The following is an 18,422-nucleotide window of genomic DNA, read 5'->3' on the forward strand; positions in this document are numbered from 1 at the left end:
CAGCCGAACGCACAGAGGCGAAAGTCACCGATCCGCCGGGAGATTCCATCCGCGGCGTGTGACGCGACAGAGGACTTTCGGCCCTGCTGTGGACCGATGCACCGGCGGCATCATGTTCCTTGCCGATGGACGTCGCGTAGAAAAGGCCTCAGCTGTGAAGTACACCTATCGAACGTGCTCTCAACCGCCGTTGGTGCGCGCGGCCCGGGTCGATCAGCAATTCGCGACGGTGGCACAGCTTCCGTCGTTGCGTGCGACGAGCCCGTCCTCAGCCTGGGCAAGCGTCCTGTCACACAGTTGGCTGCTCGACGAGCCGACAGCTCAAGACGCCCTTTGCATCGATGAGGTGTTCGGAAAGTACTTCCATCTCGCGGATTTCCCTTCGGGTAAGCAGATCTACCACCAAGGCGATCCAGGCGACCGGGTGTACGTGATCATCTCGGGCTTGGTCAAGGTGTCGTGCACGCTGGCCAACGGGACCGAAGTGGTGCGTGGCTTGATGGGTGCCGGCGATGTGGTCGGCGAACTTGCGGTCTTCGATCCCGGTCCGCGCAGTCAGACCGCAACGTGCCAAACCCTGGTTCGGGCAGCGTGGTTGACCAGGGAGTCGGTTCGTCGGCTGACGCGACAACATCCCGACCTGGCCCAGCGCTGGTTGCAGGCGCTCGCTGCGCACATACGCAGCCGCGAGGCGGAGATCACCAGCATGCTGGCCGCCGACGTATCGACCCGGGTTGCCCGCCAGATCATCTTGCTGGCCGAGCGATTCGGCGAGAGTGCCGACGGGTATGTGCGCGTGCGGCACACACTCACGCGTCATGAGTTCGCTCAGCTCGCCGGCGCCAGACGGGAGGCGGTGAGCCAAGCACTTGCGAAGTTCGTCGAGCGCGGCCTGCTCATCACCACACCGGGCGGCTTCGACATCATCGACCTGAGCGATCTGCGACGCCGCGCCCACTCGGCGTTTCCAGAACTCGGGACCTCGGTCATCGGACGATTCGACACCGCGGTGGCACGGAGGTGACGGCCATGCCGGGCGCGATGCTGCCACCGCAACTGCTCAGTGACGCTGTGGAGATGGCCTGCCGCGCTCCTTCCCTGCACAACAGCCAACCGTGGCGCTGGGTCGCCGAAGGGACATCGACGCTCAACCTCTACGCCGAGCCCGGTCGCGCGCTGACCACGTTGGATCCGCTGGGGCGTGAGATCTACCTGAGTTGCGGTGCGGCCCTGGATCATCTGGTGGTTGCGCTGGCCGCCGCGGGATGGGTCGCCGATGTGCAGCGGTTTCCTGATCCCGCCGCCCCGCTGCACCTGGCCGAAATCCACTTCCGTCCGGTCGCCGGTGATATATCGGTACAAGCGTGCGAGCGGGCTGAAGCCATCCTGGCCCGTCACACCGACCTGCGCCCCTTCGAAGCTCCGGCCGACTGGACGAGACTCGAAGTGACACTGCGCCAAACGGTCATTCCCTATCACGTCATGTTCGACACGGTGCTCCCGCCGGACAGACCCCGACTGGCCGAGACGTGGCAGCTCGCCGAGGAATTGAACCCCGCGGATCACCGCGGCCATCCCGAATCATGCTGGTGGGCCTCTGAACTCGACCACTCGGAGACCGTTGTCCTGTCCACGTCCCATGAGGATTATCGCCACGATCTGCTGCGCTGCGGCGAGGCGCTGTCAGCCGTCCTGCTCGAATGCACGATGGCCGGCCAAGCCACGTGCACCCTGTCTCATATGACCGAGCTTGCGCAGCCCCGGGAACTCCTGCGCGCCCTCATCGACCAGCGCGGTACGCCGCAAGTGCTGATCAGAGTGGGTCAGGCCGAAGCGAAGCCCGGTTTCACCATGACCCCGCGCAAGTCCGTGGCACAGGTGATGGACTTTCAGCCCGAGTCCCCGCGCCTCCGGTAACCCGATCTCATGTCCGGCGCCGGTGTTCACACCGGTTGACCACCGGCGTCCTCTTCCTGTGAGCGTGTGAATGCCGCCACCGCGGTGGGTAGCGTGAGAAAGAGCGCTCATCCACTCGTCATGATGGCCACTCCAACGCTCGTCCTGCGGTATCCGACTGAGACCAAGCGGCCCGGCATCGAGTGGTGAAGGGCCCAAGGTCCTGTTGGCACGCCTGCCCCCGGCGAAGACCTTTGGCGGTACGTCGGTGACCAAAGACTCCAGTGCACAGAAGTCCAGGTTCGTAACGTCATTTCCGAACTCGACTCCGGTACGAGAGGACGCGAAATGTCAGAGGTCACGACCAAACCGGTCATTGTCGGCATCGATGGCTCCGACCAGGCCCAATATGCGGCGGTATGGGCAGTCGAGGAGGCATTGCGGCGACATGCCGTGCTGAAGCTGATCTATGTCGTGCGCACCGACCTGACCGGCACGCTGTCGGCCAGTGAGTATGAGGCTGATGTGGACTCCGCCAAAGCCGCGCTGGCGGCTGCGCGGACCGCGATAGCCAAGCGCAACCCGAGCGTGGTGGTGGAGACCTCCATCGCCGAGGGTTCCCCCGCCGGCGTTCTGCTGGCCGAATCCCCGGATGCCGGGCTGATCTGCATCGGATCGTCCGGGATAGGCCGGATCAGCAGGGCCATCCTCGGGTCGACGGCGGCCTCTGTCGCCGAGGAGGCCGCGTGCGCCGTGGTCGTCGTCCGCGGTGCGGAAAGCACCGTCGCACAACACGATCCACTGCGCTGGATTGTCGTGCCGGTCACCCGTCACACGGAGGGCAACCGCACCGTCATCACCGAGGCCATCGCCGAGGCGCGGTATCGGAGATGGCCCATGCTGGCCGTCGGGACGCACAGTTCCCACGGCGACAACGCCACCAGCGACGAACTCGACCGGCTCGTGGCTGACTGGCAGCGGCAGTTTCCGGACGTCCACGTCTATCCGATCTCGTGCGATACCGATATGGCGCAGTTCCTGCGAAACAGCCCCGATATCAACGGTCTCGTCGTCCTCGACGCCGGCCGGTCAACCGAGCTGGCGCAGATCATCGGTGGAGTGACACACGCGCATCGAGCGGACCTCGCCGTATTGGTGGCCCGAGAGAACGCCGATGTACGCGTGACACACGCACCTGCACGACACCGCTGACGACATGCATCGACTCAGAGGAGATTCCACATGACTCTCACCAGCCGCACTCCCACCCGCTCCGATCCCGAGGTGAGGGCCGCTGTCACAGCCGAGCTGGAGTGGGCTCCCGACATGGTGGCCGCCCATATCGGAGTGACCGCCGACCATGGCGTGGTCGTACTGACCGGCGACGTCGACAAGTATTGCGAACGGACCGCCGCGAGTGAGGCCGCGCTTCGCGTGCGCGGCGTCACCGCCGTCGTCAACGAGATTCGGGTGCGTCCGAAGTCGACGTACACGCTCGGCGAGACCGATATCGCCAGGGAGGTCGAACACGCACTGCGTTCGACCGCAAGCATCCCGGACACCGTCAAGGCCGAGATCGTCGGCCACCAGGTGAATCTGACCGGAGTGGTCGAATGGGACTATCAGCGCCGCGCTGCCGCCCGTGCGGTCCAGCATCTACTTGGCGTCACGTCGGTCAACAACGCGATCTCCCTCACCCCGCGGCAGCCTGCACCCGACACCGAGGAACGCATCAGGCAGGCGATCGCCCGCAACGCGCTGCTGGACCCCGAGACGGTCCACGTGCGCGTGGCTGAAGACAGAGTCACGCTCACCGGGACCGTGCCGTCGTGGGCGGCCAGGCGCCAAGCCGACCTCGCCGCCTGGTCATCACCGCATGTGAGTGAGGTCTTCAACTACATCGTGGTCAAGGAGTCCGCAGCTCATGGAAACTCTCTTGGCCCTACTCCAAGGGGGACGAAATGAACGACAGTCGATCAGGCGCCGCGGTGGTGGTCGGCATCGACGGATCGCACGCCGCCGTACAGGCCGCCGAATGGGCGATCGACGAGGCCGTCGCACGACACGTGCCGCTGCGACTTGTCCATGTCGCCGACCCCGAATCCACGGTGTCGCAGACGGCCGGCGAGATCCCACTGGGTGTCGAATACGGCGAGACGGCACTGCGCCAGGCCCATGCCGCGATCACGCGATCCGGCAAAGATGTCGAAGTCGAGACAGCCGTCGTCGGAGGAGATCCGGCTCAGATACTGCTGGCCGAGTCACGTACCGCGGAATTGGTGTGCGTCGGTTCCTCGGGCATCGGCGCCATAGCCAAGACCCTGTTGGGTAGCGTCGCTGCGACGTTGACCGAGAACGCATCCTGTCCGGTCGCAGTGATCCGGTCCCGCGACGATGGCCGGCGATCCCCCGGCACCGCGATCGCCGTGGCCGTCCGGAAATCTCCCCAGGATGAGGACGCTGTGGTGGCCGCGATGCAGGAGGCCCGCCTGCGCCGGAGTTCGCTGCTGGCGATAGGGCTGTGGGAGGAGGGTACCGATCTTCTCCCGCACGAGGAACTCGACGACCTGATGCAGACGTGGCGGCAACGCTATCCCGACGTCCGCGTGCAACCGGTGACGACCGCATCCGGCCTGGCCCGATTCCTCGAGGACGAGGACGCACCCGTCGCGATGGTCGTGATCAACGCCGAGGATGCGAGTCGCGTCGCAGACATCATCGGACCGCACGGTCACCCCGTCTTCAAGCATCCCGAATGCTCCGTGCTCGTGGTACGGCACTGAGCTCCCTCAAGAATCGATCAACGACGATGACTCACATTGACACTCGCATCGACTTCGATGTCCCCAGCGTGGGGGCCCTATTCCTCGACCGTGTGCGCGCCTCCGCCGGACGGGAAGCATTCCGATATCGCGAAGGCCCGACCTGGACGTCGATGACCTGGGCCGAGGCGGCCGCCCGCGTGGAGGCGCTGGCGGCGGGCCTACTGGCGCTGGGGATAGCACCCGAACAGCGCGTCGGCATCGCCTCGAGCACCCGCATCGAATGGGTACTGGCCGACCTCGCCGTCATGTGCGCCGGCGCGGCGACCACCACCGTCTATGCCAACACCAAAGCCGAAGACACCGCCTACATCCTCGGCGATGCCGAGTGCCGCATCGTGTTCGCCGAGAATCCCAGTCAGCTGGCGAAGTTGGCCGCACACCGCAACGAGTTGGCCGAACTATCCCATGTCGTCCTGTTCGACGGGAGCGCCGACGACGACTGGGCCATGACGCTCGATGACCTGGCCGCATTGGGTGCCCAGCACCTTCGGGCGCAACCGCAGTGTGTCCGAGACACCGTCGCGGCGATCACACCCGACCGGCTTGCCACCGTCATCTACACATCTGGCACCACCGGCGTCCCCAAAGGCGTGCGCCTGCAACACGGTGCGTGGGTGTATCAGGGTGCGGCGGTGGCGGCCCTGGACGTCCTGGGCACCGATGACCTCCAACTGCTCTGGCTTCCGTTGGCGCACTCGTTCGGCAAGGTCTTGCTCGCGGCCCAGCTCTCATGTGGATTCGCCAGCGCGATCGACGGCCGGTTGGACGCGATCGCGGACAACTGTGCCGAGGTACGGCCCACCTTCATGGCCGGGGTACCGCGGGTCTTCGAAAAGGCCCACTCCCGGCTGCTGACGACGGCACAGTCCCGGGGGACGTTCGCACGCACCCTGCTTGCGCGGGCGCTGCACGTCGCCAAGGCCGTGGGCAACCGACGACGAGCCGGCACTGCGGTTCCGCTCCGGCTCAGAGCCGAGCACGCGCTGTGGGACCGATTGGTTCTCGCCAAGCTGCGCAACGTGTTCGGTGGCAGGATACGATTCTTCGTATGCGGCTCGGCCGCGCTGAACCGCGAGATCGAAGAGTGGTTCCTCGACGCCGGCATGCTCATCTTGGAGGGCTACGGGCTGACCGAGACTTCGGGCGGCGCGTCCATCAACACTCCCTCCCAGTACAAGCTGGGCACTGTCGGGCGCCCACTGCCCGGAACACAGGTCCGTATCGGCGCCGACGACGAGATTCAGATCCTCGGCCCGAACGTCATGGACGGCTACCATGGCTTGGACTCGCTCAGTGCCACAGCATTCACCGATGACGGATGGCTGCGCACAGGTGATTGCGGCGATATCGACGCCGACGGCTTCCTCACGGTCACCGGCCGGATCAAGGACATGTTCAAGACCTCGGGCGGGAAGTACGTAGTGCCCACGGCAATCGAAGCGAAGTTCGTCGCGTTGTGCCCGTACGTCAGTCAGTTCCTGGTGTTCGGCGAGTCCCGCCGATATTGTGTCGCCCTGATCGCGTTGGACCCCGAGGCCATCGGCGTGTGGGCCAGCAGCCACGGCCTCGCCGAGGCCGGTTACGACCAACTGAGGGAGGCACCAGCGGTCCACGATCTCATCGACAACTACGTCTCGCAGCTCAATCGCGATCTCAACAGCTGGGAGACCATCAAGAGATGGGCGATTCTCAACCGGGATCCGTCCGTGGAGACCGGCGAACTCACGCCGTCTCTGAAAGTCAAGCGCCCCATCATCTTCGCACGGAACCGCGAACTGCTGGAGTCCCTGTACCAGTGACACGGCCCTCAGGTCAGCAGACCTCCGCCGGCAAGAGCGAAAGCCGCAGTCTTCCGTGTCTCAGGCGGGGTCGGAACGTCCCGGAGCGGTAGCGGGGCCGGGCGATCCGGCAGCGCCAGCCTGTTGATGGTCCGCAAGGTGGAAAGGTACTGCTGTGCCAGCGAGCCCGTGTTGTAGGGCAATCCGTACTTGTCGCAGAGGGCCCGCACCTGGGCTGCGATCTCAGCCAATCGGTTGCTCGGCAGGTCGGGGAAGAGGTGGTGCTCGATCTGGTAGCACAGGTTGCCACTCGAAAAAGCCATCAGTGGACCAGCGTTGAAGTTCGCCGACCCCAGCATCTGTCGCAGGTACCATTCGGGTCTGGTTTCCTGGTCGAGCACCTCGGGCGTGAATTTCTCAGTGCCATCCGGGAAGTGACCGCAGAAGATGACCACGTATGTCCAGAGATTACGCAGCAGATTGGCCACGATGTCGGCCCCGAGGGTTCGGCGCCAGCGTGATCCGCTGAGGGCTGGGAACAGCACGCAATCCTTGAGCGATTGGCGGGCGATCTTGCCCATCAACGCTGACTTCTGGGCGGACTTCACGGTGCGTTCGCCTTTCAGGTCGATACCGTGCAGCGCAATACCCCATTCAAAGGTCAAGGCCAGCAGAATATTCTGCAGCGGCTGCAACAGATACCGTCGCCGCCACGGCTGATCGCGGGTCACTCGCATCACGCCGAAGCCGATATCATCGTCCTCGCCCAGCACGTTGGTGAAAACGTGGTGGCGGTAGTTGTGCGAGGTCTTCCACTGCGCAGAAGGGGCAACCATGTCCCACTCCCAGGTGGTCGAGTGAATCTCCGGGTCATTCATCCAGTCCCACTGACCGTGGGACACGTTGTGGCCGATCTCCATGTTTTCGACGCTCTTGGAATAGGCCAGCGCGGCGGTGCCGAGGGCCCAGCCGGTTTTCGACCGGCTTCCCGCGATGAGAAAACGCGCCGCGAGGCCGAGTATCCGTTGGAACCTGATGGTGCCCCTAATGTAGGCGGCATCATGCGCTCCGAGCGAATCCTCGACGCTGCGCCGGATGGCATCGAGTTCCTCGCCGAGATTCTGGATATCGTTCGGGCTCAGGTGCTTATAGCGATCAAGATTGGTGATGGCCATGGCGAAGTTGTCCTCGGTCGTGCGAATGAAATGGGCCAGGATCTGGCCTTCATTGATCCAGCGGCTGCGGTGAGTCGCCGATCACGGTGGAAATGGGACCCGCGCGTGACGCGCGGGTCCCATTTCCGTCATGGCGCGTGGAGGGTCAGAGTGCCCGAACGCGGCTGGCCTGCGCGCCCTTGGCGCCCTGGGTTGAGTTCGAACTCGACCCGTTGATTCTCTTCGAGGCTGCGGAAGCCTCCGCCGTCGATCTCGGAATAGTGGACGAACACATCCGGGCCCTCGGTCTGAGCGATGAAGCCGAAGCCCTTCTCAGCGTTGAACCACTTCACAGTTCCCTGTGTCATTTGCTTCTCCTTGTCAGGATTGCGGTCCGCACTGCGCGGACCGGCAGCCGATTGGTTGAGACGGCTGCTTCTGAGTTGTCCTGCAACAAGAAAAAGACGCCCGCACCAAGTTCTGCGCGAGCGTGTACGAACACGAACACTTGAAACCATCGACCTGATATGTACAACGCCGACCGGCTGCGTTTAGTTCCCCGTCGAACCCCTCCCGCTGGGAATAGCGAAAAGTTTTCTGCGCAAGGACTTCCGGCCCTAGTACCGACTGTCACCACGTGGTCCGATCAAGTTGTTTCTCGGACAACAACTACTCGCAATGGGACATCATGACTCACCTTCCGGCGCAGGGCGGGCCCCGGTCACTGCTGCGCGACGTCTCGACCGCGTCCACTCGGCCCGCAACCGCGGCGGCGGTATCCATGCCGGCGATCTGCGTGCAGGCCAATGGCGAGTTGGCGGTTCAACAGCGCGCCGTGCCCACCCCGGGGGCCGGCGAGCTGCTGTTGCGGACCGTCGTCTCCGCGCTGTGCGGCACCGACCTGCACCGGTTCCGCGGAGCACAGTCGTACGGCAACGACACCGACGTGTTCGGCCACGAATCAGTCGGAGTGGTGCAACATTGCGACTCCGGCCGGTTCGCCCAAGGCGACCGTGTTCTGCACGTGCCCTTCCCCACCGACGGTAAGGTCTTCGCGCCCTACCAACTGGCGCGGGAGACCAACGTCGTGCCCATTCCCGCGGCGTTGCCGTCGGACATCGGCGTCTTCGCGCAGCAGCTCGGCACGGTGATCTATGCACTGCGCAACTTCTGGCCTTCGCCGCAGCCGCCGCGCAGCGCGTTCGTCGCCGGTGCCGGACCGGCCGGTCTGATGTTCATCCAGTTGCTCCGCGAACGCGGCTGTGAACAGATCTACGTGTCCGAGCCGGATGAGCATCGCCGCCGACTGGCGACATCCTTCGGCGCAATCCCGGACGAGGACGGCACTCCCCCGGTCGAGCTCAGCATCGACGCCTCCGGCATGCCGGGAGTACGCCGTAAGTGCTGGCAGCGAACCGCCTCCTTCGGCACCGTGGGGATCTACGGACTCCCCGACGACGAACCCGGCGACCTGGAAGTGTCGGTGCTGGGTCTGGTGGCGAAGAATCTCCACCTGGTCGGAGCGATCGGTTCGCAGGCAGAACCCGGCCTGCGGTCCTTCCACGACGCGCTCGACCTGCTCGTCGCCCGCCGCATCGAGGTCGACCGGCTCATCTCGCACCGCATCGACCTCGACGGGCTGCCCGAGATCGCTCCACGCGCCGCCCGCGTCGAGGACGGGATCGTCAAAGTACTCGTCGACTTCGACGCACCCACGCCGGTTCACAGGTAGTCCCCGCGGGTGTCACGCTATGAGGCCCGGACACCTGCAGGAGAATCGACCTGATGCAGCTGTCGCCACACCTCGTAGGCCCGACAATGATGGTCGTGTGCGCGGCGATGGTGCTTGCCGCCGCGGCCATCTACTGGTCAACAGCGCTCGGCTCGGCGTGGACGGTGCCACGCGCCGCGGTGCGCGCAGTACTGCAGCTTGTTGCGGTCGCCGCCATTCTGGCTACCGCGCTGAGCAACCTGCGGACGTCACTCGTGGTGCTGGGGATCATGTTCGTCGCCGCGACGGTGACCGCAGCGCGCCGCAGCCGGTGCAACCGTTCCTGGCTACTCGCGGTAGCGCTCGCATCAGGCATGATTTCGGTAGTGCCACTGCTGCTTTCAACCGGGCTGGTGCCCATCACCGGTATCGCCATCGTGCCTATTGCCGGCATCCTGCTGGGAAGCACCATGACCGCCGTCGCGGTGGCTGCACGGCGGGCACTCGACACGCTTGCTACCCGTGCCGGCGAGGTCGAGGCATTACTCAGCCTCGGATTCAGCGACCGGCTCGCGCGGATGGAAATCATCGGTCCTACTGGCGCGGACGCACTCCTGCCCAACCTCGACCAAACCAGGACGGTGGGTGTGGTTACCCTCCCCGGCGCCTTCGTCGGGGTGCTGCTCAGTACCGGATCTGCGATGCAAGCCGGCGCAGTCCAGATCCTGATCCTGGTGTCGATACTGCTGTCGCAGACCTGCGCAGTCGCCGCAACGCTGGAGTTGATCGCATCAGGCAAGATCAACCGTACCGACCGAGCTCACGACGCGCCGTGGCGACGGTGGAACCCACCGACCAGAGGATGAGAGCCTTCTTACGCGGCCCACTTCTGTTGTCTCACAACGGGACATCTAGGCCGCGCGGGGCATATCGCCCGCTGCTCGTGCTGCTGGGAGTGATGCCGGACGGCCCACGGCAGTGGCCCAACCGACGATGCTCAGATAGAGCCCGGCCAGGGCGACGATCACCGTGCCCACCTGCCACCAGGGCGCCTGGGCAACGACGTCGTTTCCCCAGGACAGGTAGGCATACGGGAAGGTCATCAGTGCCACACCCTTGAATGCGGTGAGCCATCCCAACAGTGAGACGATCGCCGCGGGAGCCCCACGCCAGTACGGGTGCAAAACGATGATGGTCAGACCTATCGGCAGGACGAATGCACCGGCGACCCACGGCCATACGACGTTCGCGTCAAATTCAGCCAGCAGTGTCCGCAGGGCGGAGGCGCGCGTCAGCATCGTGGACGCGGCAACGAGAAGGTAGGGCCCGAGCACTCGGGCGAACAGGCTCGTGCGGGTGTGGAGGTGCGGTAACGCTCTCATGGTGCGTCTCCTTCGGACATCGGCTACGCCGGCGGTGACCTGGTGGGGACCCACGAGATCCCCTGAGTCATTCGACCCCCGCACCGGCCCCTGGAGCTAGGGACCGATGTCCTGCCGGTGAAGGACGATGGTCACCCGAACCTCCACCGTGACCTCGGTGTGCAGCGGTTCTTCCTCCCAGCCAGCTTTGCCGGCCGGGAGGCACGTTAATCTCTTGGTCGCGGCGCGTTGCCGCGTTTGCTAGGAGGTATTACCCATGCGCTCTTTCAGCGTGGCAGTGGTCGTCACGGTGGCCGCCACATTCGGTTGCTCCGGCGTGGCGGTGGCGGCCCCGAAGGACTACTGCGCCGACCTCAAAGGCGGCAACACCGGCAGCACGTGTGAGATCCAACTCTCCGATCCCGCGTACAGCGTCGACATCAGCATTCCGCTGGACTACCCCGACCAGAAGTCGGTCGCCGACTACATCTCGCAGACACGCGACGCGTTCCTCAACTCGGCCAAGTCCGGCGCGCCCCACACCTCACCGTACGAGTTGAGCATCAAGCCGACGAAGTACAACTCGTCGGTTCCGCCGCGCGGCACGCAGGCGGTGGTGTTCACGGTGACCCAGGACCTCGGCGGGAGCCAGCCGCAGACGACGTACAAGGCGTTCAACTGGGACCAGAGCTATCGCAAGGCGATCACCTACACGGCCGCGCCGGACGACAAAGAACATGCGCCGTTGTGGCGGGTGGACGATCCCCTGAAGACCGTCGCGCCGATCGTCCAGACTGAACTGCAGCAGCAGCTGGCACCGCCGCCACCGGTCGCGACCACGGCTCCGACGCAACCGGGGCAGCCGGCGACGACAACGCCGACCAGCACCACCACGGCGCCGCCGCCACCTCCGCTGCCGTTCGCGCAGGCCGCGCTGTACAACCCCGCCAACTACCAGAACTTCGCGATCGTCAACGACGGGGTGATCTTCTTCTTCGACCAGGGCGTGTTGCTGCCCGCCTCGGCCGGGGGTTTGCACGTGCTGGTGCCCCGGTCGGCGATCGACCCGATGATCGCCTGACCCCGTCGCGCGACATTGCAGTGAGTGCGCTCGGCACTCGCACTTTCGCGCAGTAACTGCAATGTCGCGGCGGAAGGTCAGTTCCTCTAGTCCGTGCGGTCGTGAAGCGTGATGTGGTACCCGTCGGGGTCGGCGAAGGTGAAGGTTCGGCCGAAGGGTCCGTCGATCGGTGCGGAAACGATGGCGTGCCCGTCGGCGACGAGCGCGTCGTGGATGTCTTGAACGTCGTCGGCGTGCAGCCAGATTGCGGCACCGATGCCGGGCCGCGCAGCGGAGGCAAGATCGGTGCCGGCAACGACGTCGCGCAGCGCGAATGCGATCGGCTTGGTCTCGAAGACGACCGCGTGCGGGGGCCCGACCGGCGAGCGGACGAGGCCGAGGTACTGCTCGTAGAAGGACTGGGAGGCGTCGAGGTCGCGCGCCTGCAGTGAGATGAAATCGGGGCCGGTGACGGGCATGGTGCATTCCTTTCATCATGTCAGTTTCCTGACATTCACGACCATATGTCAGAATACTGACATGGGTCAAGACGGTGGTGGCATCGACGTCGGCACGTCACTGGGTTACGCATTGAAAGAGGCCTCGAGTGCTCTGCGCGCAGCCATGGAGGAGGTGCTGCGACCGCTCGGGATGAACATCACGCGCTACGCCTGCCTGGAGCTACTGGCTCAACGACCAGGCTTGTCGAACTCCGAACTCGCGCGGGGTGCGTTCGTGACGCGGCAGTCGATGAACGTGCTGCTGCAGACCTTGGAACGCGAGGGCTTCGTCAGCAGACCAGAGGAGGCGCCCGTGGGAAAGGCTCTTCCCACCCGACTCACGCCTCGCGGCCGCAAGGCTCTACAGACGGCGACGACGGCGGTCCGGGCTGTCGAGGACAGAATGCTGTCCAGCTTGTCCGAGGCCGAGCAGGCACGGGTGTTTCACGCACTGCAGACCATGATTCGTTCTCTGCGCAATGACAGCGCGGGTGCGTAGCTCGCTAACACCTGGCCCTGGCGAGCACGGCTCCGACGAACCGCACGAAGTCCTCATGGCCGCGCCGGAGCTGGGCTGCAGTACAACGGTGTCCGCGCCGGCGTCGACCCAGCGCCGCACATCACAACCCGATGCGACCTGGGGCACGGATGTGACGAACGGTCTGTTTGTGCTTACAGGCTCGATGAACTCGGGCGCGCTGACCCTCTTTGTTCGCTCTTGCGAACGTGTCGGGATCGCGAACGTCCGCTATTCCGCTTGGCGGAAATAGGGTTCTACCGTGCCGCTGAGCTTGACGACCATCGGATTTCCGCGGCGATCCTTGGCGGTAGGGACTTCCACACGCACCCAACCCTCGGCAACGTCGTACTCGACCACGTTGGTCTTCTCGGCGCCGTTGAAGCGAATGCCCACGCCGCGCAGGAGCGCCTCTTCGCTATAGAACGGACTACGCGGATCGATGGAGAGGTGATTCGGTGGAACGTCGGTGTTCTGATCCTGGGACATGATGGCTTTCGTTGAATGCTGCGTGGGATTTCGATTTTGATTCTCTGAGAACCTACGCGACCGTGTGGTCGCGGGTTCCACGTAGGTCTTGGCGTGCCGCGCCCGTGGAGTGCATCGCGTTGGCCGGGGCCTCGTCGCACATCCGCGCGATTCCCCAAAGACAAAAAAGACCAGCTCAAGGCTGGTCTTTTTGTCGGGCTGACAGGATTTGAACCTGCGACCACTTGACCCCCAGTCAAGTGCGCTACCAAGCTGCGCCACAGCCCGCGGTGCCGCCGGGATCGCCGGCAGCGAGCGAAACTCTACCTCAGCCGGGCCGCCCGACCACAATCGCCCCATCGGTTTCCGCCGGGCGCTCGGCCGCGACGGGCTCGGCTGCCTCGGGCGCTCGCGACACCCGCCAGGCGTACACCACCAGCGCCGCCCACACCGCCGCGATGCCGGCGTAGATCACCGTCGATACCGGCGCGTGCACGCCGAAGTACATGAGCAGCTTCTGACTGTTGGTCAGCACGATCACGCCACCGACGCCCGTACCGAGCAGCGCCGGACTGACCCGGCTGACCAGCCAGGCGGCCAGCGGCGCTGCGATGACACCGCCGACCATCAGGCCGACCACGACGGGCCAGTGATCCAGGAAGTCCTGCCGCAGACCGACCAGGAACCCCAGCGATGCCGACACCGACACCAGGAACTCCGAGGCGCTCACCGACCCGATCACGGTGCGCGGCGCGGTCTTGCCTTGAGATAACAGCGTGCTGGTGGTCACCGGCCCCCAGCCGCCACCACCGGAAGCATCGATGAATCCACCGAACAAACCCAGCGGGGCGAGGAACTTCGCACTGTGACTGGTCCCCCGCACCCCGAAGTTCAGCGGTGTCCGCATCGAGAAACGAAGCAGCACATACACACCGATGCCCAGCAGAATGGCCGCCATCAGCGGGGCCGCGTGCTCGGTGGACAGCGAGGACAACACCGTGGCGCCCAGGAACGCACCGATGGCGCCGGGAACTCCGAGCTTGGCCACCAGCGCCCAGTCGATGTTCTTGAACTTCCAGTGCGACATCCCCGAGGCGAAGGTGGTGCCGACCTCGGCGAGGTGCACCGCGGCACTGGCCTGCGCCGCCCCGACGCCGGACAGCACCAGCAGTGTCGAGGCGGTGACACCGAACGCCATACCGAGGGCACCGTCGACGAGCTGCGCGCCGACACCGACGAGCGTGAAGATGAGAAGCGAACGCATGGCTGCTTTCAGGGGGTTCGGTCACCTGGCGGCGACCGGATGGACGGGTGGGGGCGTCAGGGACGCGGACAACACCACTCGTCGAAAGCCATCAGGCGGCGCGACGGCCAGAAGGGCTCCAGCGCGGACAACGCGGACGGCGAGGCCGCAAGAGCGCGCTCAGCCATCGGTGTCCTCCTTATTACAAGCCGTCGACAGACTACAGGGACAACAACCGGTAAAGCCCAATCAATCCCACTGCGACGATGACCGCACGCAGCACGTTGGGTGACAACCGCCGGCCGTAATGGGCACCGAGGAAGCCACCGATCAACGACCCGATAGCGATCAGTCCGGCAGCTACCCAGCTGATCCGGTCGAACGCCACCGCCGTGTAGGCCACCGCGGCAACCACGTTGACCAGCAGCGACAGCAGATTCTTGGCCGCGTTCATGCGCTGCATCGACTCCGGCAGCAGCGCCCCCATCGCGCCGATCAGCAGAATCCCCTGGGCAGCGGTGAAGTACCCGCCGTACACGCCGACTGCGAAGGTGGCCAGCACCACCGCAATCATTCGGCGCGTCGAGACGTGCTCTGCGGACTGGCCGGACACCTCGGCACGCCGCCGCGCCCAATTCTGGATGCGCGGGCCGATGATCACCAGGATCAGTGCCCCGATCAACAGGACCGGCACGATCTGGGTGAACACCTTCTCCGGCAGGTGCAGCAGCAGCCAGGCGCCCAACGCGGCCCCGGTCAACGAGGCAGGGATCTGCCATTTCAGCCGGTCCCACTGGCCGCGCAGTTCCTGCCGGTAACCCCAGGTGCCCGATACCCCACCGGCCACCAAACCGACGGCGTTGGACATCGTCGCGGTGACCGGTGGAAAACCGAGCGCCACCAGCGTGGGGAACGTGATCAGTGTTCCGGAACCGACGACCGCGTTGATCGCGCCGGCACCGACACCGGCCAGCGCGATGAGCACCATGTGCGCAACAGACACTCAGAGCACCCTACTCACGATATGGACGGAGCCCTGTGCTGCATGGTCGCTCCGCTAGCGCTTCGCTCCGCGCTTCTCTCGGACTCGCACATTGATCCGCACCGGGCTGCCCTCGAAACCGAACGTCTCACGCAACCTGCGCTCCAGGAACCGCCGGTATCCGGCTTCCAGGAACCCGGTGGTGAACAACACGAACGTCGGCGGCCGGGTGGTCGCCTGGGTGGCGAACAGGATCCGGGGCTGCTTACCGCCACGCACCGGCGGCGGGTGTGCCGCCACGACCTCCTTGATGAAGGTGTTCAGCCGGCCGGTCGAAATTCGCCTGTCCCAGGACGCCAGCGACGTCTCCAGCGCCGGAACGAGTTTCTGCACCGCACGGCCGGTCATGGCCGAGATGTTCACCCGAGGCGCCCACTGCACCTGCGCCAGCTCACGGTCGATCTCGCGATCCAGCTGATATCGGCGGTCCTCGTCGACCAGGTCCCACTTGTTGAAGACCAGTACCAGGGCGCGGCCCGCCTCGATCACCATCGTCAGCACCCGCTGGTCCTGTTCGGTGAGTGGCTGCGATCCGTCGATCAGCACCAAGACCACCTCGGCGGCATCGATGGCGCTGTGCGTGCGCACCGACGCGTAGAACTCATGACCGCTGGCCTGGCCCACCTTGCGCCGCAACCCGGCGGTGTCGACGAAACGCCAAGGCTTGCCGCCCAATTCGATCAGCGAGTCGACGGGATCGACGGTGGTGCCCGCCACATCGTGCACGACGGAGCGCTCATCACCGGCCAGCCTGTTCAGCAGTGAACTCTTACCGACGTTGGGCTTGCCGACCAGAGCGACGCGGCGCGGTCCACCCGGCCCGCCGCGCACCTCGGAGACCTCGGGCAGGTCTTCGGTGACCAGATCGAGCAGGTCGGCCACTCCCCGCCCGTGCATGGCACTGATCGGGTGCGGCTCCCCCAGCCCGAGCGACCACAGCGCTGCGGCCTCGGCCTCGGTGCGGTCGTTGTCCACCTTGTTGGCGGCCAGGTACACCGGCTTGCCGGCGCGCTGCAGCCGTTTGGCCGCCGCTTCATCGGCTGCGGTCGCCCCGACCACGGCGTCGACCACCATGATGATCGCGTCGGCGGTCTGCATCGCCACCGAAGCCTGCTCGGCCACCTTCTGCTGCAAACCCTTGGCGTCGGGCTCCCAGCCGCCGGTGTCCTGCACGACGAAGCGCCGTCCCAGCCAGCTGGCGTCATAGGACACCCGGTCGCGGGTGACGCCCGGGATGTCCTGCACCACAGCCTCCCGGCGCCCCAGGATGCGGTTCACCAGAGTCGATTTGCCGACGTTGGGCCGACCGACGACGGCGATCACCGGCGGCGGCGCATGGACCTCGTCGTCGTCGACGGCTTCCTCGTCGGAAAAGCCGACCTCCCAGTCGCTCTCGTCGGACCAGGTGCCGTCCGCCGGGGAACCGGCATCAGTCTCGGTCATGGGCACGCTCCGGCACGCTGGACCACGAGATCCTCCAAGTGGGTCACGACCTCGGACTCGGACATCGCACTGGTGTCGACGATCAGCGCATCCTCGGCCGCCCGCATCGGCGATACCGCGCGCGAGGAGTCCAGGTGATCGCGCCGCACCACATCGGCGAGCACCGCTTCGTAGTCGTCGGGCAGTCCGTTGGCGATGTTCTGTGCGTTGCGCCGCCGGGCCCGTTCCTCGGCAGACGCGGTCAGATAGATCTTCACGTCCGCGTCGGGCAGCACCACGGTGCCGATATCGCGGCCCTCGACCACTACCGCGCCTTCGCCGGCGGCCAGCTCGCGCTGCAGTTGGACCAGCCTCGCCCGCACTGCGGGTACCGCCGAAACTGCGGAGACCGCCGCGGTCACCTCATCGCCGCGAATCTCGTGCGAAACATCTTCGCCGGCAAGGAAAGCGGTGTCGAAATCGGGGTCGTATCCGACGGCCAGATCGACCTCATCGGCCACCTCCGCCACCCGATCGGTGTCCGACAGATCAACCCCGGCGCGCAGCACCGCCAACGTGACGATCCGGTACATGGCACCGGTATTGAGGTACCGGGCACCCAGAGCGTGCGCCAACCCCCTTGATACCGAAGACTTTCCAGTCCCCGCGGGCCCGTCCAGGGCCACCGTCAACGCCTCGCTCACATCCCCACCGCCTTGTACAACTCGCCGATCTCCTTGCGGGTCAACACCCGGATACTGCCCGGCCGCATCTCACCCAGATTCACCGAACCGATATCGGTGCGCACCAAAGCCTGGACCGGGAAACCCACCGCTGCCAGCAGTCGGCGCACGATCCGCTTACGTCCTTCATGCAGCGTCACCCGCACCAGCGTCTTGCCCGGCAACGTGTCGACCAGGGCGAAGTCGTCGACGGCCGCCGGCCCGTCGTCCAGTTCCACACCGGCCTTGAGCTTCTTTCCCAGCCCGCGCGGCACATTGCCCAACACCGTCGCCACATAGGTCTTGGGCACCTCATAGGACGGGTGCATCAACCGGTGCGCCAACTCACCGTCGTTGGTGAGGATCAACAGTCCTTCGGTGTCGGCGTCCAGCCGGCCGACGTGGAACAGGTGCTTGTTACCGCGCACCCGGTGCTCCACCAGGTCCCCGACACAGGGCCGGCCCCGGTCATCGGACATCGTCGAATGCATCCCGCGTTCCTTGTTGATCGCCAGATACATCAGGTCGTCGTTCAACCGGATGCGCGTGCCGTCCACCCGGATCTCGGCGTTCTCCGGGTCCACCCGGGAGCCGAGTTCGGTGACGATCCGTCCGTCGACCTCGACCCGGCCGTCCAGGATCATCCGTTCGGCCACGCGGCGCGAGGCGACCCCGGCCTGCGACAGCACCTTCTGCAGTCGCACGCCTTCTTGCTCGGTCATG

Annotated in this window: 19 protein-coding genes, 1 tRNA gene and 1 pseudogene; 10 read left to right on the forward strand and 11 right to left on the reverse strand. The window is 65.4% G+C overall.

What is annotated here, in order from left to right:
- The first annotated feature begins 154 nt into the window (after positions 1–154).
- From FHU31_RS17815 to FHU31_RS17840, 6 genes are all read left to right on the forward strand, one after another.
- The gene (locus tag FHU31_RS17815) at positions 155–1,024 is read left to right on the forward strand and encodes a Crp/Fnr family transcriptional regulator (protein WP_167160380.1); all 870 of its coding nucleotides are present in this window, start codon (positions 155–157) and stop codon (positions 1,022–1,024) included.
- Positions 1,025–1,029: 5 nt separating this feature from the next.
- Entirely contained in the window at positions 1,030–1,917 is an 888-nt protein-coding gene (locus tag FHU31_RS17820) for an NAD(P)H nitroreductase (protein ID WP_167160382.1), read from the forward strand.
- Between the two features lie 327 nt (positions 1,918–2,244).
- On the forward strand, positions 2,245–3,108 hold the full coding sequence (locus FHU31_RS17825) for a universal stress protein (RefSeq protein ID WP_167160384.1): 864 nt from the start codon (positions 2,245–2,247) through the stop codon (positions 3,106–3,108).
- A 30-nt stretch (positions 3,109–3,138) separates the two neighbouring features.
- The gene (locus FHU31_RS17830) at positions 3,139–3,861 is read left to right on the forward strand and encodes a BON domain-containing protein (RefSeq protein ID WP_167160386.1); all 723 of its coding nucleotides are present in this window, start codon (positions 3,139–3,141) and stop codon (positions 3,859–3,861) included.
- On the forward strand, positions 3,858–4,679 hold the full coding sequence (locus FHU31_RS17835; protein ID WP_167160388.1) for a universal stress protein: 822 nt from the start codon (positions 3,858–3,860) through the stop codon (positions 4,677–4,679). The genes FHU31_RS17830 and FHU31_RS17835 overlap by 4 nt, the downstream gene beginning before the upstream one ends.
- 26 nt (positions 4,680–4,705) lie before the next feature.
- On the forward strand, positions 4,706–6,520 hold the full coding sequence (locus FHU31_RS17840) for an AMP-dependent synthetase/ligase (RefSeq protein ID WP_167160390.1): 1,815 nt from the start codon (positions 4,706–4,708) through the stop codon (positions 6,518–6,520).
- Positions 6,521–6,528: 8 nt separating this feature from the next.
- Here the strand turns inward: FHU31_RS17840 and FHU31_RS17845 are convergent, their stop codons facing one another.
- Positions 6,529–7,674: a fatty acid desaturase family protein gene (locus FHU31_RS17845; RefSeq protein WP_167160392.1), complete on the reverse strand. Its 1,146-nt coding sequence runs from the start codon at positions 7,672–7,674 to the stop codon at positions 6,529–6,531.
- A gap of 145 nt (positions 7,675–7,819) precedes the next feature.
- Positions 7,820–8,021, reverse strand: a pseudogene (locus tag FHU31_RS17850) (cold-shock protein).
- Between the two features lie 320 nt (positions 8,022–8,341).
- Between FHU31_RS17850 and FHU31_RS17855 the strand changes: the two are divergent.
- Positions 8,342–9,385 carry a zinc-dependent alcohol dehydrogenase gene (locus FHU31_RS17855; protein WP_167160394.1) on the forward strand — a complete coding sequence of 348 codons (1,044 nt, stop codon included), beginning with the start codon at positions 8,342–8,344 and terminating at the stop codon, positions 9,383–9,385.
- A 53-nt stretch (positions 9,386–9,438) separates the two neighbouring features.
- Positions 9,439–10,230 (forward strand): ABC transporter permease, encoded by a 792-nt coding sequence (locus FHU31_RS17860; protein WP_167160396.1) that lies wholly within the window; start codon positions 9,439–9,441, stop codon positions 10,228–10,230.
- Positions 10,231–10,275: 45 nt separating this feature from the next.
- Here FHU31_RS17860 and FHU31_RS17865 read toward each other — a convergent pair whose 3' ends face one another.
- Positions 10,276–10,746 carry a hypothetical protein gene (locus tag FHU31_RS17865; protein WP_167160398.1) on the reverse strand — a complete coding sequence of 157 codons (471 nt, stop codon included), beginning with the start codon at positions 10,744–10,746 and terminating at the stop codon, positions 10,276–10,278.
- Positions 10,747–11,002: 256 nt separating this feature from the next.
- Between FHU31_RS17865 and FHU31_RS17870 the strand changes: the two genes are divergently transcribed.
- Positions 11,003–11,806, forward strand: a complete 804-nt coding sequence (locus FHU31_RS17870; protein ID WP_167160400.1) for an RsiV family protein — start codon at positions 11,003–11,005, stop codon at positions 11,804–11,806.
- Between the two features lie 86 nt (positions 11,807–11,892).
- Here FHU31_RS17870 and FHU31_RS17875 read toward each other — a convergent pair whose 3' ends face one another.
- Positions 11,893–12,264, reverse strand: coding sequence for a VOC family protein (locus tag FHU31_RS17875; protein ID WP_167160402.1), 372 nt, complete (start codon positions 12,262–12,264; stop codon positions 11,893–11,895).
- A gap of 61 nt (positions 12,265–12,325) precedes the next feature.
- Between FHU31_RS17875 and FHU31_RS17880 the strand changes: the two genes are divergently transcribed.
- Positions 12,326–12,784 (forward strand): MarR family winged helix-turn-helix transcriptional regulator, encoded by a 459-nt coding sequence (locus FHU31_RS17880; protein ID WP_167160404.1) that lies wholly within the window; start codon positions 12,326–12,328, stop codon positions 12,782–12,784.
- Positions 12,785–13,033: 249 nt separating this feature from the next.
- On the opposite strand, the gene FHU31_RS17885 is transcribed toward FHU31_RS17880, so the two are convergent.
- From FHU31_RS17885 to FHU31_RS17915, 7 genes are all read right to left on the reverse strand, one after another.
- Positions 13,034–13,291 (reverse strand): DUF3297 family protein, encoded by a 258-nt coding sequence (locus FHU31_RS17885; protein WP_090361319.1) that lies wholly within the window; start codon positions 13,289–13,291, stop codon positions 13,034–13,036.
- Between the two features lie 193 nt (positions 13,292–13,484).
- Positions 13,485–13,558 (reverse strand) — tRNA-Pro (locus tag FHU31_RS17890).
- Between the two features lie 40 nt (positions 13,559–13,598).
- Positions 13,599–14,534, reverse strand: coding sequence for a sulfite exporter TauE/SafE family protein (locus FHU31_RS17895; protein ID WP_167160406.1), 936 nt, complete (start codon positions 14,532–14,534; stop codon positions 13,599–13,601).
- A 199-nt stretch (positions 14,535–14,733) separates the two neighbouring features.
- Positions 14,734–15,516: a sulfite exporter TauE/SafE family protein gene (locus tag FHU31_RS17900; RefSeq protein WP_263987834.1), complete on the reverse strand. Its 783-nt coding sequence runs from the start codon at positions 15,514–15,516 to the stop codon at positions 14,734–14,736.
- Positions 15,517–15,570: 54 nt separating this feature from the next.
- Positions 15,571–16,998 (reverse strand): ribosome biogenesis GTPase Der, encoded by a 1,428-nt coding sequence (gene der, locus FHU31_RS17905; RefSeq protein WP_167160408.1) that lies wholly within the window; start codon positions 16,996–16,998, stop codon positions 15,571–15,573.
- Entirely contained in the window at positions 16,995–17,681 is a 687-nt protein-coding gene (gene cmk, locus FHU31_RS17910) for a (d)CMP kinase (RefSeq protein WP_167160410.1), read from the reverse strand. The genes der and cmk overlap by 4 nt, the downstream gene beginning before the upstream one ends.
- On the reverse strand, positions 17,678–18,421 hold the full coding sequence (locus tag FHU31_RS17915) for a pseudouridine synthase (RefSeq protein WP_167160412.1): 744 nt from the start codon (positions 18,419–18,421) through the stop codon (positions 17,678–17,680). Before FHU31_RS17915 ends, cmk begins: the two co-directional genes overlap by 4 nt.
- Position 18,422 lies beyond the last annotated feature (1 nt).

The organism is Mycolicibacterium fluoranthenivorans (genome assembly GCF_011758805.1).
In the GTDB taxonomy this organism is placed as follows: Bacteria; Actinomycetota; Actinomycetes; order Mycobacteriales; family Mycobacteriaceae; genus Mycobacterium; species Mycobacterium fluoranthenivorans.

Excerpts from the sequence above, each read along its gene's own strand:
- FHU31_RS17820 (WP_167160382.1), top strand. The coding sequence starts at position 1,030 with ATGCCGGGCGCGATGCTGCCACCGCAACTGCTCAGTGACGCTGTGGAG.
- FHU31_RS17825 (WP_167160384.1), top strand. The coding sequence starts at position 2,245 with ATGTCAGAGGTCACGACCAAACCGGTCATTGTCGGCATCGATGGCTCC.
- FHU31_RS17830 (WP_167160386.1), top strand. The coding sequence starts at position 3,139 with ATGACTCTCACCAGCCGCACTCCCACCCGCTCCGATCCCGAGGTGAGG.
- FHU31_RS17835 (WP_167160388.1), top strand. The coding sequence starts at position 3,858 with ATGAACGACAGTCGATCAGGCGCCGCGGTGGTGGTCGGCATCGACGGA.
- FHU31_RS17840 (WP_167160390.1), top strand. The coding sequence starts at position 4,706 with ATGACTCACATTGACACTCGCATCGACTTCGATGTCCCCAGCGTGGGG.
- FHU31_RS17845 (WP_167160392.1), bottom strand. The coding sequence starts at position 7,674 with ATGGCCATCACCAATCTTGATCGCTATAAGCACCTGAGCCCGAACGAT.
- FHU31_RS17855 (WP_167160394.1), top strand. The coding sequence starts at position 8,342 with ATGACTCACCTTCCGGCGCAGGGCGGGCCCCGGTCACTGCTGCGCGAC.
- FHU31_RS17860 (WP_167160396.1), top strand. The coding sequence starts at position 9,439 with ATGCAGCTGTCGCCACACCTCGTAGGCCCGACAATGATGGTCGTGTGC.
- FHU31_RS17865 (WP_167160398.1), bottom strand. The coding sequence starts at position 10,746 with ATGAGAGCGTTACCGCACCTCCACACCCGCACGAGCCTGTTCGCCCGA.
- FHU31_RS17870 (WP_167160400.1), top strand. The coding sequence starts at position 11,003 with ATGCGCTCTTTCAGCGTGGCAGTGGTCGTCACGGTGGCCGCCACATTC.
- FHU31_RS17875 (WP_167160402.1), bottom strand. The coding sequence starts at position 12,264 with ATGCCCGTCACCGGCCCCGATTTCATCTCACTGCAGGCGCGCGACCTC.
- FHU31_RS17880 (WP_167160404.1), top strand. The coding sequence starts at position 12,326 with ATGGGTCAAGACGGTGGTGGCATCGACGTCGGCACGTCACTGGGTTAC.
- FHU31_RS17885 (WP_090361319.1), bottom strand. The coding sequence starts at position 13,291 with ATGTCCCAGGATCAGAACACCGACGTTCCACCGAATCACCTCTCCATC.
- FHU31_RS17895 (WP_167160406.1), bottom strand. The coding sequence starts at position 14,534 with ATGCGTTCGCTTCTCATCTTCACGCTCGTCGGTGTCGGCGCGCAGCTC.
- der (WP_167160408.1), bottom strand. The coding sequence starts at position 16,998 with ATGACCGAGACTGATGCCGGTTCCCCGGCGGACGGCACCTGGTCCGAC.
- FHU31_RS17915 (WP_167160412.1), bottom strand. The coding sequence starts at position 18,421 with ATGACCGAGCAAGAAGGCGTGCGACTGCAGAAGGTGCTGTCGCAGGCC.